The organism is Flammeovirga sp. OC4 (assembly GCF_000812565.1).
Taxonomy (GTDB): domain Bacteria; phylum Bacteroidota; class Bacteroidia; order Cytophagales; family Flammeovirgaceae; genus Flammeovirga.
The window spans coordinates 75,766-90,022 of record NZ_JTAM01000008.1 but is presented as its reverse complement, the minus strand read 5'-3'; the positions used below and the strand labels follow the sequence as shown (position 1 = coordinate 90,022).

Annotated in this window: 12 protein-coding genes; 4 read left to right on the top strand and 8 right to left on the bottom strand. The window is 32.8% G+C overall.

What is annotated here, in order from left to right:
- Positions 1-31: 31 nt before the first annotated feature.
- From PL77_RS08365 to PL77_RS08330, 8 genes are all read right to left on the bottom strand, one after another.
- A complete protein-coding gene (locus PL77_RS08365) occupies positions 32-1,807 on the bottom strand; it encodes a tetratricopeptide repeat protein (RefSeq protein WP_044203733.1) in 1,776 nt (591 codons plus the stop codon).
- 169 nt (positions 1,808-1,976) lie between these two features.
- Entirely contained in the window at positions 1,977-2,981 is a 1,005-nt protein-coding gene (locus tag PL77_RS08360; RefSeq protein ID WP_044203732.1) for a sugar nucleotidyltransferase, read from the bottom strand.
- Positions 2,982-2,990: 9 nt separating this feature from the next.
- A complete protein-coding gene (gene dut / locus PL77_RS08355; RefSeq protein ID WP_044203731.1) occupies positions 2,991-3,425 on the bottom strand; it encodes a dUTP diphosphatase in 435 nt (144 codons plus the stop codon).
- 5 nt (positions 3,426-3,430) lie between these two features.
- Entirely contained in the window at positions 3,431-4,939 is a 1,509-nt protein-coding gene (locus tag PL77_RS08350) for a lipopolysaccharide biosynthesis protein (RefSeq protein WP_044203730.1), read from the bottom strand.
- Between the two features lie 113 nt (positions 4,940-5,052).
- Positions 5,053-5,829 carry an enoyl-CoA hydratase/isomerase family protein gene (locus PL77_RS08345; protein ID WP_044203728.1) on the bottom strand — a complete coding sequence of 259 codons (777 nt, stop codon included), beginning with the start codon at positions 5,827-5,829 and terminating at the stop codon, positions 5,053-5,055.
- A gap of 229 nt (positions 5,830-6,058) precedes the next feature.
- Entirely contained in the window at positions 6,059-6,877 is an 819-nt protein-coding gene (locus PL77_RS08340) for a tetratricopeptide repeat protein (protein WP_044203727.1), read from the bottom strand.
- Between the two features lie 41 nt (positions 6,878-6,918).
- On the bottom strand, positions 6,919-7,734 hold the full coding sequence (locus PL77_RS30355) for an OmpA family protein (protein ID WP_052444265.1): 816 nt from the start codon (positions 7,732-7,734) through the stop codon (positions 6,919-6,921).
- A gap of 159 nt (positions 7,735-7,893) precedes the next feature.
- Positions 7,894-8,187: a hypothetical protein gene (locus tag PL77_RS08330; protein ID WP_044203726.1), complete on the bottom strand. Its 294-nt coding sequence runs from the start codon at positions 8,185-8,187 to the stop codon at positions 7,894-7,896.
- 157 nt (positions 8,188-8,344) lie between these two features.
- On the opposite strand from PL77_RS08330, the gene PL77_RS08325 reads away from it, so the two are divergent.
- The 4 genes from PL77_RS08325 to PL77_RS08310 all read left to right on the top strand — a co-directional run bounded on the left by PL77_RS08325 (position 8,345) and on the right by PL77_RS08310 (position 14,144).
- Complete coding sequence (locus PL77_RS08325; RefSeq protein WP_044203725.1) at positions 8,345-9,664, top strand: tetratricopeptide repeat protein; 1,320 nt, start codon at positions 8,345-8,347, stop codon at positions 9,662-9,664.
- An 84-nt stretch (positions 9,665-9,748) separates the two neighbouring features.
- On the top strand, positions 9,749-11,689 hold the full coding sequence (gene gyrB, locus PL77_RS08320; RefSeq protein WP_156152293.1) for a DNA topoisomerase (ATP-hydrolyzing) subunit B: 1,941 nt from the start codon (positions 9,749-9,751) through the stop codon (positions 11,687-11,689).
- A gap of 130 nt (positions 11,690-11,819) precedes the next feature.
- Entirely contained in the window at positions 11,820-12,758 is a 939-nt protein-coding gene (locus PL77_RS30350; protein WP_052444264.1) for a lysophospholipid acyltransferase family protein, read from the top strand.
- A gap of 321 nt (positions 12,759-13,079) precedes the next feature.
- Complete coding sequence (locus PL77_RS08310) at positions 13,080-14,144, top strand: type IX secretion system membrane protein PorP/SprF (protein ID WP_044203723.1); 1,065 nt, start codon at positions 13,080-13,082, stop codon at positions 14,142-14,144.
- Positions 14,145-14,257: the final 113 nt, after the last annotated feature.

Below are 14,257 nucleotides of genomic sequence, written 5' to 3'. Positions count from 1 at the left end.
ACTGATGAGTTATGAGACAGCCTCTTTTTAGTTATTGTGATATGTATTTTTTCTGATTGATCTTCTGTTCTAAAACTTCCGTGACTTCATCACCCGTTTCTTTTGCTTTTTTCCAATACTCGATAGCCTTATCAACTTTCCCCACTTTAAACAATACATCACCATAATGTTCTAAGACGGTTCCATTTTTGGTAATTCCTGCAGCTTTTTCAAGTATTTTTTCAGCTTCGGTGTATTTCTCTCTCACAAACAATACCCAACCATAAGTGTCTAAGTAAGTATCATTTTCAGGTTCTGCTAATATCAGTTCTTGAGACATTTTCTCAGCTTTCTCAAGGTTTTCCTTGCGAAGAGATAAATAATAACTGTAGTTATTTAATACATAAAGATTAATAGGATCAACCTCAAGTACCTCTTCGTATTTCTTAAATGACTTTTCAAAATCATCTAATTTATAATAAGTGTCACCTAGTTGAGCATTAAACTGAATTTTAAGTGAAGGATCTACCACAATCTGAAGACCTTGATTAAGCATTGCTTCAGCTTCTTCGTATTCTTCTAAAAACAACTTCGATGAACCACTATAGAAATATAAAATTGCTTGATTTGGGAAATACTCAATTGCTAAATCTGAATGAACTTCAACCGAGTCAGTCTCCTGTAATTCCCAATCAATTGATAAGACCTGCTGCCATAACTTAAAATTATTAGGATTAAGATCTAATGACCTTCTATAGTAGTTTCTTGCCTCAGCATACTTTTTGATTGAAACTTGAAAATCACCATAAATTGCAAATACCCTATGATCATTTGGATGTGCTTCTAAAGCGATTTTAATCAATTCCTCTCCTTCTTTTCTCTTCTTCTCGTTATAAGTGAATTGAAGGTAGCCAGTTAAAATATTGAATGATTCATCAGAAAGTGCATCATCACTTCCAAATGCTATTTTGAGTTCTTCGTAATACTTTTCAGATTCTCCTTGATTTCTGTAAATACTCGCTAAAAGAAAGTGTCCCTCTCCTTCATTAGGATAATCTTTTAAAATCGGCTCTAGCATTTCTCTTGCATCATCCGTTTTATTATTCCCCAATAACAATCTTACTTGAGAATACTTAAAGTTAAGATCTTCAGGGTAAGCTCTAATTAGTTTTTCACCTTCAGAAAGTGCTGAATCTAAATCCCCAAGACGTATATATATTCTTTGTTTTTGACGAACTATAATATCATTAATGCCATATTTCTCTTCACCAATATCAAAATATTCGATTGCTTTTCTTGGTGCTCCCATTTGTAGATATAGCATTGCTATTTGGAAAAATGCTTCTTCGTCATCACCTGTTTTAGTGATTTGATCTTCTAAGACTTGTAATGCATCTTTGTACAAACCAAGAATTTCAAAATTTTGGGCGACAAGTTTATAATAATATTTATTGTTTGGATCAAGTTCTAAAGCTCTTTTGGCAAACTGTTGAGATCTCTGGTAATTCTCTAACTTTTGATAACATAAAGCCGTTTGGTATTTAATACCATCGTTTTTTCCGTTTAGCTCGTTACATTTCAAGAGTAATTCTAAAGCCTGATTATACTCTTCTAATAAGTAGTCATTAACAGCATAGATAAAGAGTTCTTCCGATTTTCTTAAATCTTTTTTAGAAGGTTCCTCAATACTTACAACAGGTGTGTCTTTTTCTTTTTTTGACTTCCTTTTTTTCTTTTTCTTTTGGGCAATTGCTGCATTATCAAAAGCAATAAAACTAATGATAAGTAAAACTAACAAAGTACGAATGTTCAATAAGTTTCTATTCATTGTATATGATAAACCCCTCTAAATCTATTTTGAAGCAAGTGAGCATTTAATATAAAGTCTACACCTGTCTATATTTATATAAATCTACGAAAATACTAAATGAAAAAAACAGCGAAATTTAAAATATTTCGCTGTTTTTGATATTTAATGAAAATAAATAATGATTTTTTTATTCTTTTACAGAAGTAAAGTCTCCAATACTAAGATCTTTTGATCGACCTCTGTAAACAACATGGTTTCCAACTACTGAATTCTCAATATTTACTCTTCGAATATCACTATCTTCTTGTACAATAGAATTTTGAACGACAGAATTTTCTATAATAGTATTCTCACCAATAGATACATAAGGTCCAACTACTGCATTAGAGATTTTTGCATTCTCACCAACGTAAACAGGACTTACTAATACTACATTATCAAGAACGGCAGAATCATGAACTAACTCTTGCTCTTGGATATAAGTTAAATATCTTTGGTTTGTATTTACAATTGCATCCTTATTGCCACAATCCAACCATTCAATAACAGTTCCCGGCTTTAAACGAGCACCTTTGGCTTTCATATTTTCAAGAGCACCAGTTAATTGATACTCACCATCATTCATGATATTATTGTCAATTAAGTACTGTAATTCAGTTCTTAATTTCTCACCTTCTTTGAAGTAATAAATACCAATAATCGCTTGATCTGAAATAAATTCCGTTGGTTTTTCAACGAAATCAGTAATAACACCTTCAGAATTTAATTTTACAACACCAAATGCTGATGGATCTTCTACTCTCTGTGTGTAAATGATACCATCTTCAAATTTATCAATTGTAAAATCAGCTTTAAATAATGTATCTGCAAATGCAACAATAATATTACCATCCATTGAATCTGCAGCACAATTAATAGCATGTGCAGTTCCAAGTGGTTCGTCTTGATAATAAATTGTTCCCTTAGCGCCTAATGACTCTGCAATTTGAACAAGCTCTCTTTCAACAACTTCACCAAAATCACCTATTACGAAAGCAATCTCTTCTAATGTTTCATCAGACATTGCTGCTAAATCTTCTACTAAACGATGAACTATTGGCTTACCTGCAATTTTAACAAGAGGTTTTGGAGTTGTAAGAGTATGTGGTCTCAAACGAGAACCACGACCAGCCATTGGTACAATAATTTTCATATCTATATTTTATTTTTTTCCAGTACTACCATATCCACCTGCACCTCTTTCAGTTGATGAAAGCTCTTCTACAGGTTCCCATTCTACCGTCTCATGCTTTGCTACAATCAACTGAGCAACTCTTTCACCATCTTCTATATTGAAAACGTCATTCGATAGGTTTACTAATAAGACTTTTACCTCACCTCTGTAATCAGCATCGATGGTACCAGGTGAGTTCAACACTGTCAAGCCATGCTTAAACGCAAGACCACTTCTAGGTCTTACCTGAGCTTCATAACCTTCTGGTAATTCAATAAATAACCCAGTAGGGATTAGTTTTCTTTCTAAGGGTTGAAGTGCTACAGGCTCCTCTAAAACAGCTCTTAAATCCAAACCCGCTGATAATGGTGTTTGGTATTGAGGTAAAGGATGATGACTCTTATTTATAACTTTAATTTGCATTGAAATTAAATTCTGTTTGAAAGTTTATGTAATAGTGAATTCACCAATTCTTTCTCCTTATAGACAATGAATAATAAGAAGAGTACAAACATAGTATTTTGAGCGAAAATATTTAGCCAAAATCCATTTATTTTTGCGAATGTGTTAATAACAATAAACATACCACCCACAAAAAAGTAGACAAAAACCATCTTTACATTGTAAGGTATAGGGTAATATTTCTGACCTAAATAATAGGAATAAGCCATCATTGTAAAATAACAACAAAAAGTTGCTATTGCACTACCAAAAAAGCCTATGTAAGGTACCAATATAAAGTTCATACTTAATGTCACTACAGCACCAATTGCACTGATCTTGGCTCCATAGGAAGTTTTATCAGTTACTTTAAACCAAACTGATAAGTTATAATACATTCCTAAAAATACATTTGCCATTAAAAGTATTGGCACAACTGGTAATCCTACAAAATACACTTCTTGTTGTAATACAATTGGTGCAATCCAAGATAGGTTACTAACTACTCCTACAACCATAATCATAAGAGTAATTACAAAATAGTGCATTACCTTAGCAAATATTTGTGGAGAGTTTTTTGATTCAGCAGTTGAAAAGAAAAAAGGTTCAGCTGCGTATTTATAAGCGGTAACTGCCAGTGTGATAAAGATAGATAATCTATAATTGGCAGAATAAATACCCATCGCGGCTTCTGCATCACCAAAGGAGTAGAAATCATCTGGTATAAGTATTGTCAATAGAGTTCTATCTGATGCCTCATTGATAAAAAAGGCTACACCAGAAAATATTAAAGGAAAACCATATTGATAATAAGGTTTCATTTTCTCCCAAGACCAAGAAAACTTAATAGTTAGAAACTTATCCAATAACAACAACATGACGAATGCTTTTGAAATCAAGTTTGCTAAGAAAACGTATCCTCTACCGAAACTAGGATCAAAGTATTCCAAAATAAGGTTTGAGAATATTGAAGTTGATTTTCCTTCTACAACTTCCATACAAGTCACAAGGAAAAAGTAATTTAAACCAAATGTTAAAACTACTTCACTCATTTTTAAAATGGCAAATCGTTTGGCTTTACCATCAATTCTTAAACTCGCAAAAGGAATAACAATAATGGTATCTATTGCAAATAAAATCGAAAATAACTTCACATACATTTCACTATCTTCATACCCAAATAATGTCTCAACATAGGGTGCTAAAAACCACAATGCTGAGGATAATATAAATGAGGTTATAAATAATGAAGATTGAATATTGGAGTAGACTTCATTCTTATTTTTTTTGGCAGCAAACCTAAAAAATGCCGTTTCCATACCATAGGTATATAGGACATTAAATAAAACGGCGTAAGTGTAAAAGAGGGAAACAATTCCAAAATTTGCAGGACCAAATACTGACGTATGCAAAGGAGTTAAAGCATAGTTGATCAGTTTCATCAACACTGTAGTTAACCCATAAATAACAGTATCTGAAAGTAATTTTTTAAGCATTTGTTTGATAAATGAAAAACCTCTTTAGTCATACTTAGCTGAATAAAGAGGTCATAACACCAAGGGTTAATAATTTAATTTACAACCGAATAGTGCTTGTTTAGTTTATTTAATTATTTTCCTTTAAAAGATGCCTTTCTTTTTTCTAGAAATGCACTTGTTCCTTCTACGAAATCATCTGTCTTAATCGCACTTGAAAAGGCATTAGCCTCCGTTTGATAACCTGTATTCATCTGGAATGACGCATTAATACAATCAATAGCGTGAGAAACAGCAAGTGGTGCTTTCTTAAGGATTTTATTGACTACCTGTTTTGCTTTTTCTATTAATTCCTCTTGAGGAACAACGTGATTTACCAAACCAATTTCATAGGCTCTTTGTGCTGAAATCATATCTCCGGTCAAAATCAACTCATTAGCAATCCCTTTTCCTACTAAATGTGGCAACCTTTGAGTACCTCCATAACCTGGAATAATTCCAAGAGACACTTCAGGTAAACCAAATTTTGCATTTTCAGAAGCAATACGAATATGACAGGCTAAAGATAACTCACACCCACCACCTAAAGCGAATCCATTAACAGCTGCAATGACTGGTTTTGGACACGCTTCAATACTTTGCATAATCTCCTGCCCTTCTTCCGAAAATTTTCTTGCGTTTAACTCATTAAGGTCTTTAATCTCTGAAATATCTGCCCCTGCAACAAAAGCTTTTTCACCTTTTCCAGTAATAATTATTGCTCGAATAGATTCATCATCGTAAGCATTTTGAAAAGCATCTTTAATTTCTTCTAAAGTTTTAGAATTTAGAGCGTTTAACTTACTCTCTCTATTAATCGTAATAAGAAGTAAGTTTTCATTTTTTTCTAAAAGTAGATTTTTATAATCCATTTTGACAATTTCTTTTCTGTTCTGTTAGCAAATAAATTTTGTAGTTTATAAATCGACTTTATTAAAAAGAAAATTATAAATCACCAATGTAAAAATCCTATTCACTTTTCTTGAAAATACTGAATCATCTGTTATGATCCTCTAAAAATATTGAAATAGCTATCTAAAACTAAACCATTTGTGATAAATGTACCAAATATTTTGGTGCAAAAACAAACAAAATCAACTTCTATTGTCCACAACTTAACAAGATCAACGAATCATAATCCCCAGTTGAGTTATAATATTCAGCCATTTTTGCATGTTTACAAGCTTCTGGAAGATTGCCAAGCTGTATTGCCGCTTTTGATACATTTGATCGGTACAAGCTATTTTGAGGTTTGATGTCTACTGCTTTTTTGAAAAATTTATATGCATCTTTAAATTCTTCTTTTTTCATCGAAATCATTCCAAGATTATTCGCTGCTTCATCCCTTTTAGGGTTGATCTCTAATGCTACTACAGAATAATGAAACGCGGAATCCAATTGATTTAATTCAAAAAAACAGTAACCAAGATTGGTGTATAACACGTCATCTTCAGCTACGAACTTTTTTAAAACTCTCAAGTCTGCCAAGGCTTTATTATAGTCCTTTTGATTTTGATACAAAGTTGCCCTATTTAACAAAAGTGAAGTATTCTCTACGTTACAATCAAGTCCTAGTGAAAGTGTAGTTATAGCCTGTTTTATCTCTTCTTTAAGATAAAGTAAGTTGGCTTTATTTTGATAAGCATCTTGTAAACATGAATCAAGAAGAATAGCCTTATCATAAGCTTCTAACGCTGATCTATACTCTTCAAGTTCAGTATAAGCAATTCCTAGATTATTCCATGCCTCTGCAAAATTACTATCGTATTTCACGGACAGTTGTAATTGTGTTTTCGCTACAGTATAATCTTTCTGCTTCAAAGCATCTCTCCCTTTGATAAATGCTTGGTTACGGTCTGCATTCTCATCACAAGCACATAAAATGCATGCGGCAATTAAAATGTAAAAAATCTTTTTCATAAAAAAACCGACTCAATTTGATGAGTCGGTTGCAAATGTAATTAGTTCAAAGCTTTAATGGAAACCCTTCTGTTTTTGAGTCGTCCAACTTCTGTACTATTTGGTGCAATTGGCTTTTCAGAACCCCATCCTATCGGTTCAAGTCTTTCACTCTTTACACCATTTTTTATTAATTCATTCTTTACTGCTACAGCTCTTTGTAAAGATAATTTCTTGTTACTTTCAACATTACCTACGTTATCGGTATGTCCTTCAATACTTAAATTTAAACGAGGAGCAAACTGATTCATTAATTTTGCTACTTCTTTAATATTTTCATAAGAGGCTTGAGAAAGGTTTGCACTACCTGTTGAGAATTGGAAGTAAAGGTTTACCTCTCCTTTCGACTTTAACATTTCAAGCATCTCTTGAGCCGTTTCAGCTTCTTGAATTTTTTCTTGCTCAATGATCGTAATCGTGTAAGTAGCTCCATCTTCATGAGTTTCCAAAATACACCAAAACTTCTTTGTATTTGACCTTACTTGAAAAGATCCATAATTAGAACCTTTAAATAGAGGTTTACCTCTCAAGCTTTTTACTTTATCAAAATAGGTTTGTATAATCTGATTTGCATTTGGGTGTTTGTAAGCACCACTTTTTTCATATTTAAAGGTAGCAAAAGTCTTATTTCCTGATATCGGAAAGATGTCTACTTCACTCATTGGAAACTCTATTTCATCAAATTTTGATTCACTATAAATCAATTCATAACCACTCAATTTTACAACAAGTGGGTTATCAAGTACATCTTGAGCATTGATTTGTATTGAAAAAAATATTAATAGGTATGAAATTAAGGTAAACTTTGTACTACGCATTATTAATCAAATTATCATGTTATTTTTACAATTATCCTCTACTACAAAATACGTGCAAAATACTCGATATATTGTATAGACGAACTTTAAAGCAAAAAATAAGGGTTGCTATCTACTTCATACATAGACAGCAACCCTTATAAATATTTTGATATTTTTTTAGTTTAGTGAAAACGAAGGAACAGCCGGACTGGTTACCTCGGCAATACTTAACTCTGAAATAGTGATTTCTACAAAATCATAAAGTTTGAACGCACATAAAATATTATCCACCTCGCTTTTTGATTCTGCATCTAAAGTTAACCAAGCCTTCTGTGCATTGTCAGACAACATGAAAGATGAAATAATGCCATCGTTCATCATGTTTCCTATTTCTGTATATTGTGAAGGAAGAATGTCTATTAAATGCTGATCTAAAATTTCAGGTAACTTTATTTCTACAATAAATTTCATATGTTATATATTTGTTCTAGAAGACAAGATTATCTAAAAAAATTTACGTTTCCTATTTTATAAGGTTGCTTTAACTAAATGTTGTTAATTATTTAATTGAAGTCTATCTCATAATATTGCCAGAAAAAATATCTTTTAACAGTCAATATCCATTTTTTTGAATTTTAGACCTTTTTTTACTGTTTTATTCGTTTTCGTTTGTGATATCGCTGTTTACAGTCAAACAATCGACCCTTTACTTACAGAAGACCTAAAAACGATTTCAATTTATCAGGAAAACCTAACTAGTACTAAAAAAGTTCACGTTATTCCTAACGTCTCAAAAGACAACAAATACTATTATAATAGCCTATTTGTCAAAAGTTTGTGCGAGTTTAAAAGCGGGTCGTATTGGTCTGGATATTGGGATTTAAAAAAAGTGTATAGTCATGCACAACAAAATTACAGTCATAATCAAAGTGATACTTTAAACGGCTTATTGATAGGCATCATCTCAACCACAATCAATATTATTCCGCAAGAATACAAATGGCTTATGCGGTTTGTTGGTTTTCCTAACCTATCCCACCAAAACCCTGAAAGGTTAATTGAAAATGCGAAAAATTCTACAAACCCTTTTATTGAGTTTGAAGCTTATTCTTCTGACTTGTTTCTTGATGTTTACATAAGGAAGGATTACAAAAAACAAAAAATCGAATTATATCAAAAAAAATATGGTCAACTGTATGAAGGTAAAATCGTATTGAGTTGGGTTTATGATAGAATTAAAGAATATGAATCCAACATCAATATCTTACAATCTTTCACAAGTGTTGAGAGAAATAACTATGAGTATTTTTATTACTTATTGGGAACTAGTCATTTTTATCTTAACCGGTATAAGAATGCAAAAAATTACTTCGACGCGTATCTTAACATCACAGAATCAGATTATATCAAAACTACCAAGTACAGACTTTTTCTCATTGACTGGCTGACGAAAGACCTTTCTGAAGAAGAAGTCATTGATAAACTTAAAGACATCTCAAAATCAGGTGAAGATCAACTCTACCTCGATAAATACGCACAATCCTTTGCACAATCTTCCGATTTACCTAACAAGGATTTAATGTATGCAAGAGTGCTTTATGATGGAAAAAAATATAATGCTTCTGATTCCATTCTTTATCATATGAATCCTGAAGAATTCTCAAGAAAAGATAAATTAGAATACAATTATAGATATGCCAGAGTAAAAGAAGCTTTAAATGATACAACTTTAGCAATAAAGTATTATCTTAATGTGATTGATTATGGAGGAAGTAAGCCTAAAAGATACTTTACGGCCAATGCCGCACTGCAATTAGGTATTTTATATGAAGGGTTAAATGATATTGAAAAAGCTACTTTTTATTATAAAAAAGCATACTCCTATCCTAAACATTCCTATAAAAACAGCATAGATGCAGAAGCGAAAAGAAGATTAAACACTTTGTAAGCAATTGACTACAATTCCATTAAAAAAAAAGGGTTGTAATTGAGCTTAAAAAAAGGTAGATTCGCAGATATTTTGAACAAAGATATGGAAGAAAAAAAAGACAATTATTCAGCCGGTAATATTCAAGTCCTTGAAGGATTAGAAGCCGTTCGTAAGAGACCAGCAATGTACATCGGTGACATTGGCATCAAAGGTTTGCACCATCTAATTTGGGAAGTTGTAGATAACTCCATTGATGAGGCAATGGCTGGTTTTTGTACAGATATATTTGTGACTATCAATGAGGACAACTCTATTACCGTTCGTGATAATGGTAGAGGTATTCCTACTGATATGCACCCTAAGGAAAAGAAATCTGCTCTTGAGGTAGTAATGACAGTACTTCACGCAGGTGGTAAATTTGATAAAGATACTTATAAAGTATCTGGTGGTCTTCATGGTGTAGGTGTTTCATGTGTAAACGCATTATCTACAGACTTAAAAGTTACTGTTCATAGAGCAGGGAAAATTTTCCAACAAGAATATAAAACAGGTATTCCTCAATATGATGTAAAAAATATTGGCGAAACAGATATTACTGGTACAACAGTTCAATTCTGGCCTGACTTAAGCATCTTTACTTCAGGTGTGTATAATTATGACACTGTAGCTTCAAGATTAAGAGAATTATCTTACTTGAATGCAGGTATTACAATTCACTTAGAAGATAAAAGAGAGCAAGACGAAGAAGGTGAAAACATCAAAGAAACTTTCTATTCTGAAGGCGGTTTAAGTGAATATGTTTCTTACTTAGACAATACTCGTCAAGCACTTTTAGGCACTCCTATCTTTATGGAAGGAGAAAAAGCCAATATTCAAGTGCAAGTGGCAATGACCTATAATACTTCTTTCTCTGAGCATGTTTTCTCTTATGTGAACAACATCAATACTTATGAAGGTGGTACTCACGTTGCAGGTTTTAGACGTTCTTTAACGAGAACTTTAAAGTCTTATGCTGATTCTACTGGTCTTTTAGATAAAGTAAAAGTAGATATTGCTGGTGATGACTTTAGAGAAGGTTTAACAGCCATCATCTCTGTTAAAGTACCTGAGCCACAATTTGAAGGTCAAACGAAAACAAAATTAGGTAACTCTGAAGTTTCAGGTGCAGTGGATTCGGCTGTAACTGAGACATTAAAGACTTTCTTAGAAGAGCATCCTAAAGAAGCTAAGAATATTGTACAGAAAGTAATCACTGCCGCTCAAGCTCGTCATGCAGCTCGTAAGGCTCGTGAAATGGTACAGCGTAAAAACGTTCTTACTGGAACTGGCTTGCCTGGTAAACTCTCTGACTGTTCTGAAAAAGATCCCGCACTTTGTGAATTATACCTAGTGGAGGGTGACTCAGCAGGTGGTTCTGCTAAGCAAGGTAGAGATAGAAATTTCCAAGCTATCCTTCCTCTTAAGGGTAAAATCCTTAACGTAGAAAAAGCACAAGAGCACAAAATCTACGACAACGAAGAGATCAAAAACATCATCACAGCATTAGGTGTTCGTTTTGGTACTGAAAATGATGAGAAAGAACTTAATTTAGAAAAGTTACGTTACCACAAAATCATTATCATGACCGATGCCGACGTCGATGGTTCTCACATTAGAACATTGATCCTAACATTGTTCTTTAGATACATGAAACCATTGATTGAACAAGGTTATTTATACATCGCTCAACCTCCTCTTTACTTAGTGAAGAAAGGAAAGCAAGAAAAATATTGCTGGAGTGAAGATGACCGTATAAGAGCTATCCAAGAATTTGGTGGTGATGAAGGAAAAGTAGGTTTACAACGTTATAAGGGTCTTGGTGAAATGAACCCAGAACAATTATGGCATACTACTATGGATCCTGAATTCAGATCAATGAGTAGAGTGGATATTGAATCTGCTGCTGAGGCAGATCACTTATTCTCTATGCTAATGGGTGATGAAGTTGCTCCTCGTAGAGACTTCATTGAAAGAAATGCACGTTACGCAAATGTTGATGTTTAATCAACTTTGTTAATTATATTAGAAGGCAACAGCAACCCTGTTGCCTTTTTTTAGTAATAATTAAACGAACCTTTCTTTCTATAAAGCGTTTACAAATAAGATCATTCATTTTTCAAAATAAACTTCAAAGATGAGTCAACATAAAGGTTGGAAAAAAGTAAAATATGAACTTTTGTATAGAGTCATTGTTGTATTAATCAAAGTAGCAAACTGGATTCCAAGAAAAGTTTTGATGTGGTGGTTCGGTAAATTAGGCGGATTAGTTTATTATGTAATGCCTCAAACCAAAAACCTCACGTTAAAGCACTTAAAATATGCTTATGAAAATGAGCTTTCTGACAAAGAGATCGAAAAAATCGCCAAAAATGTTTTCAAAAACTTAGGCCGAAACTTCACGGATATTGTCAGGTATCCTTCTATCAAAACAGTAGAAGAGTTAAACTCTGTAATTGATGTAGAAGGTGAACAATATTTAATAGATGCCCATAAAAAAGGCAAAGGTGTTATTCTCCTAACATGCCATAGAGGTGCTTTCGATATGGTTGGTTTTTATCTAAGCATGAATGACTATCCTTGTATCGCCATCGGAGCAAAATTACACGATGATAAATTGAATGACTTAGTTGTAAAAACACGTCGTCATAATAAAAATGAACAAGCAGATTTTGTAGAAAGATCTGATCCTCGAGGAAGCATCAAGATGTTTAAAAAACTAAAGGATGGTGGCCTAGCATTCTTATTGATTGATCAAGACACAACCAAAGTTCAAAATACATTTGTAGACTTTTTTGGTAAACAAGCAGCGACGCCCATTGGTGCTGCAATGTTAGCACTAAAAGCCGATTCGGCAATTATTCCTGCTTCAATTAAAATGCAAGAAAACGGAAAACACTTACTTGAATTTAGACCTGAAGTTCCTCTTGTAAAAACAGGAGACAGAGAAAAAGACATCAATGTTAATACGCAAAATATGTCCCTTGCTTTGGAGAAGTTCATTCGAGAAGCACCCGATCAATGGGTATGGTTCCATGAAAGATGGAAGTCTAAACCCACTGCAGATGTAAGCTAAAATGACATTTTCTAGTTTTCGATAAAAAAACAAGAGGAAATCAATAATAATTGGTTTCCTCTTTTTTGTTCCGTATACGTAATAGTGAGTTATTCATTTGTCAAATATATTACAATTAACCCTCAAATATTTAAATAATACAATATTAACATATTTTTATATATGTAAGTTTAAAAGATAATCTCACAGAAAAATGATTTTTTCTTTTAACAAGATCAAAAGACATATAACCCTTACAATGTAAGTTGTTTCAAGTGATTTAAGAAACACAAAATCCTTAAAAAACGTTCTTAAAATAACACTCACCCAAATTAACTTACTATGAAACCTAATTATTTCAATTTTCTATTTTTAATTACGACCACTTTTGCTTGTCTTTCATCTTATAAAAGTCAAGCTCAAGACACACAATTTTCTCAATATTACTCCACTCCTATGTATCTTAACCCGGCCTTAACAGGTGCTGGCGGAAAAACAAGAGCTATAGTAAATTACAGAAAGCAGTGGGCTGGATTGCCATCGAGTATTGTTTCTTTTATGGCTGCATTCGACCATAATTTCAAATACAAAAACTTCTCTCTGGGAGGATATATCAAACAAGATCAATTCGGAGTTAATGAAGGTACTCCACTCTCTCATTTAGAAGCGGTTGCTTCAGGCTCTTATACTATTGGAATAAATAGATATATGGGACTGAATTTAGGTCTACAAGTTGGGTATGGACAGAATAAATTAGACCGTTCCGCACTTGTATTCAATGATCAGCTAGATAGTTTTGGATTTACAGGAGGGGCAACAAATGAACCCTTTATCAATGATCAAGTGGGATATGCTGATGTGAGTACAGGTGCTATGCTTTATGGAGAAAAGTATTGGGTTGGGGTTGGTTTTAGCCATATCACAAGACCAAATATTTCTTTTTTAGGAGAGCAATCTTATCTACCTGTCAAAATTTCTGTAGAAGCAGGCTATATGATTCCATTAGAATTCAAAGGACATAGAACACACATTCCAGAATATAAAAGAAGATCAATTACGATTGCTACTCATTATCAATCACAAGGAAAAAATGATCAATTAAGCATTGGTGCTTACCTTCATTACGCACCTCTACTTTTTGGTGTTTGGTATAGAGGTCTTCCACTTATTAAAAGTGCTGAAAAAGACAGCGCAATTAATCACGATGCTATAGTGTTATTGACAGGTATAAAATTAGGGAATATAAACTTTGGCTATAGTTATGACATCACGACTTCAGACCTCCCACAACAAAATGCAAACTCCCATGAAATTAGTTTGCAATACACATTCAATTTATACAAAGATTACAGAAAGAAACCGAAAAGAAAACCTTTAGAATTATCTTGCCCATCCCCTTTATTATAAGAATAATACAATTTAATTTAAAACATTTTAGAATATACTTACATAAGTTTAATTATCCCCTTAGATTTTCTTAAATTCTAAGTGGATAATTTTTATTACCCCAAAAACAGTAG

What these genes read in the sequence shown, in the direction of transcription:
- PL77_RS08365 (WP_044203733.1), bottom strand. Translation starts at nt 1,807, where the DNA reads ATGAATAGAAACTTATTGAACATTCGTACTTTGTTAGTTTTACTTATC.
- PL77_RS08360 (WP_044203732.1), bottom strand. Translation starts at nt 2,981, where the DNA reads ATGAAAATTATTGTACCAATGGCTGGTCGTGGTTCTCGTTTGAGACCA.
- dut (WP_044203731.1), bottom strand. Translation starts at nt 3,425, where the DNA reads ATGCAAATTAAAGTTATAAATAAGAGTCATCATCCTTTACCTCAATAC.
- PL77_RS08350 (WP_044203730.1), bottom strand. Translation starts at nt 4,939, where the DNA reads ATGCTTAAAAAATTACTTTCAGATACTGTTATTTATGGGTTAACTACA.
- PL77_RS08345 (WP_044203728.1), bottom strand. Translation starts at nt 5,829, where the DNA reads ATGGATTATAAAAATCTACTTTTAGAAAAAAATGAAAACTTACTTCTT.
- PL77_RS08340 (WP_044203727.1), bottom strand. Translation starts at nt 6,877, where the DNA reads ATGAAAAAGATTTTTTACATTTTAATTGCCGCATGCATTTTATGTGCT.
- PL77_RS30355 (WP_052444265.1), bottom strand. Translation starts at nt 7,734, where the DNA reads ATGCGTAGTACAAAGTTTACCTTAATTTCATACCTATTAATATTTTTT.
- PL77_RS08330 (WP_044203726.1), bottom strand. Translation starts at nt 8,187, where the DNA reads ATGAAATTTATTGTAGAAATAAAGTTACCTGAAATTTTAGATCAGCAT.
- gyrB (WP_156152293.1), top strand. Translation starts at nt 9,749, where the DNA reads ATGGAAGAAAAAAAAGACAATTATTCAGCCGGTAATATTCAAGTCCTT.
- PL77_RS30350 (WP_052444264.1), top strand. Translation starts at nt 11,820, where the DNA reads ATGAGTCAACATAAAGGTTGGAAAAAAGTAAAATATGAACTTTTGTAT.
- PL77_RS08310 (WP_044203723.1), top strand. Translation starts at nt 13,080, where the DNA reads ATGAAACCTAATTATTTCAATTTTCTATTTTTAATTACGACCACTTTT.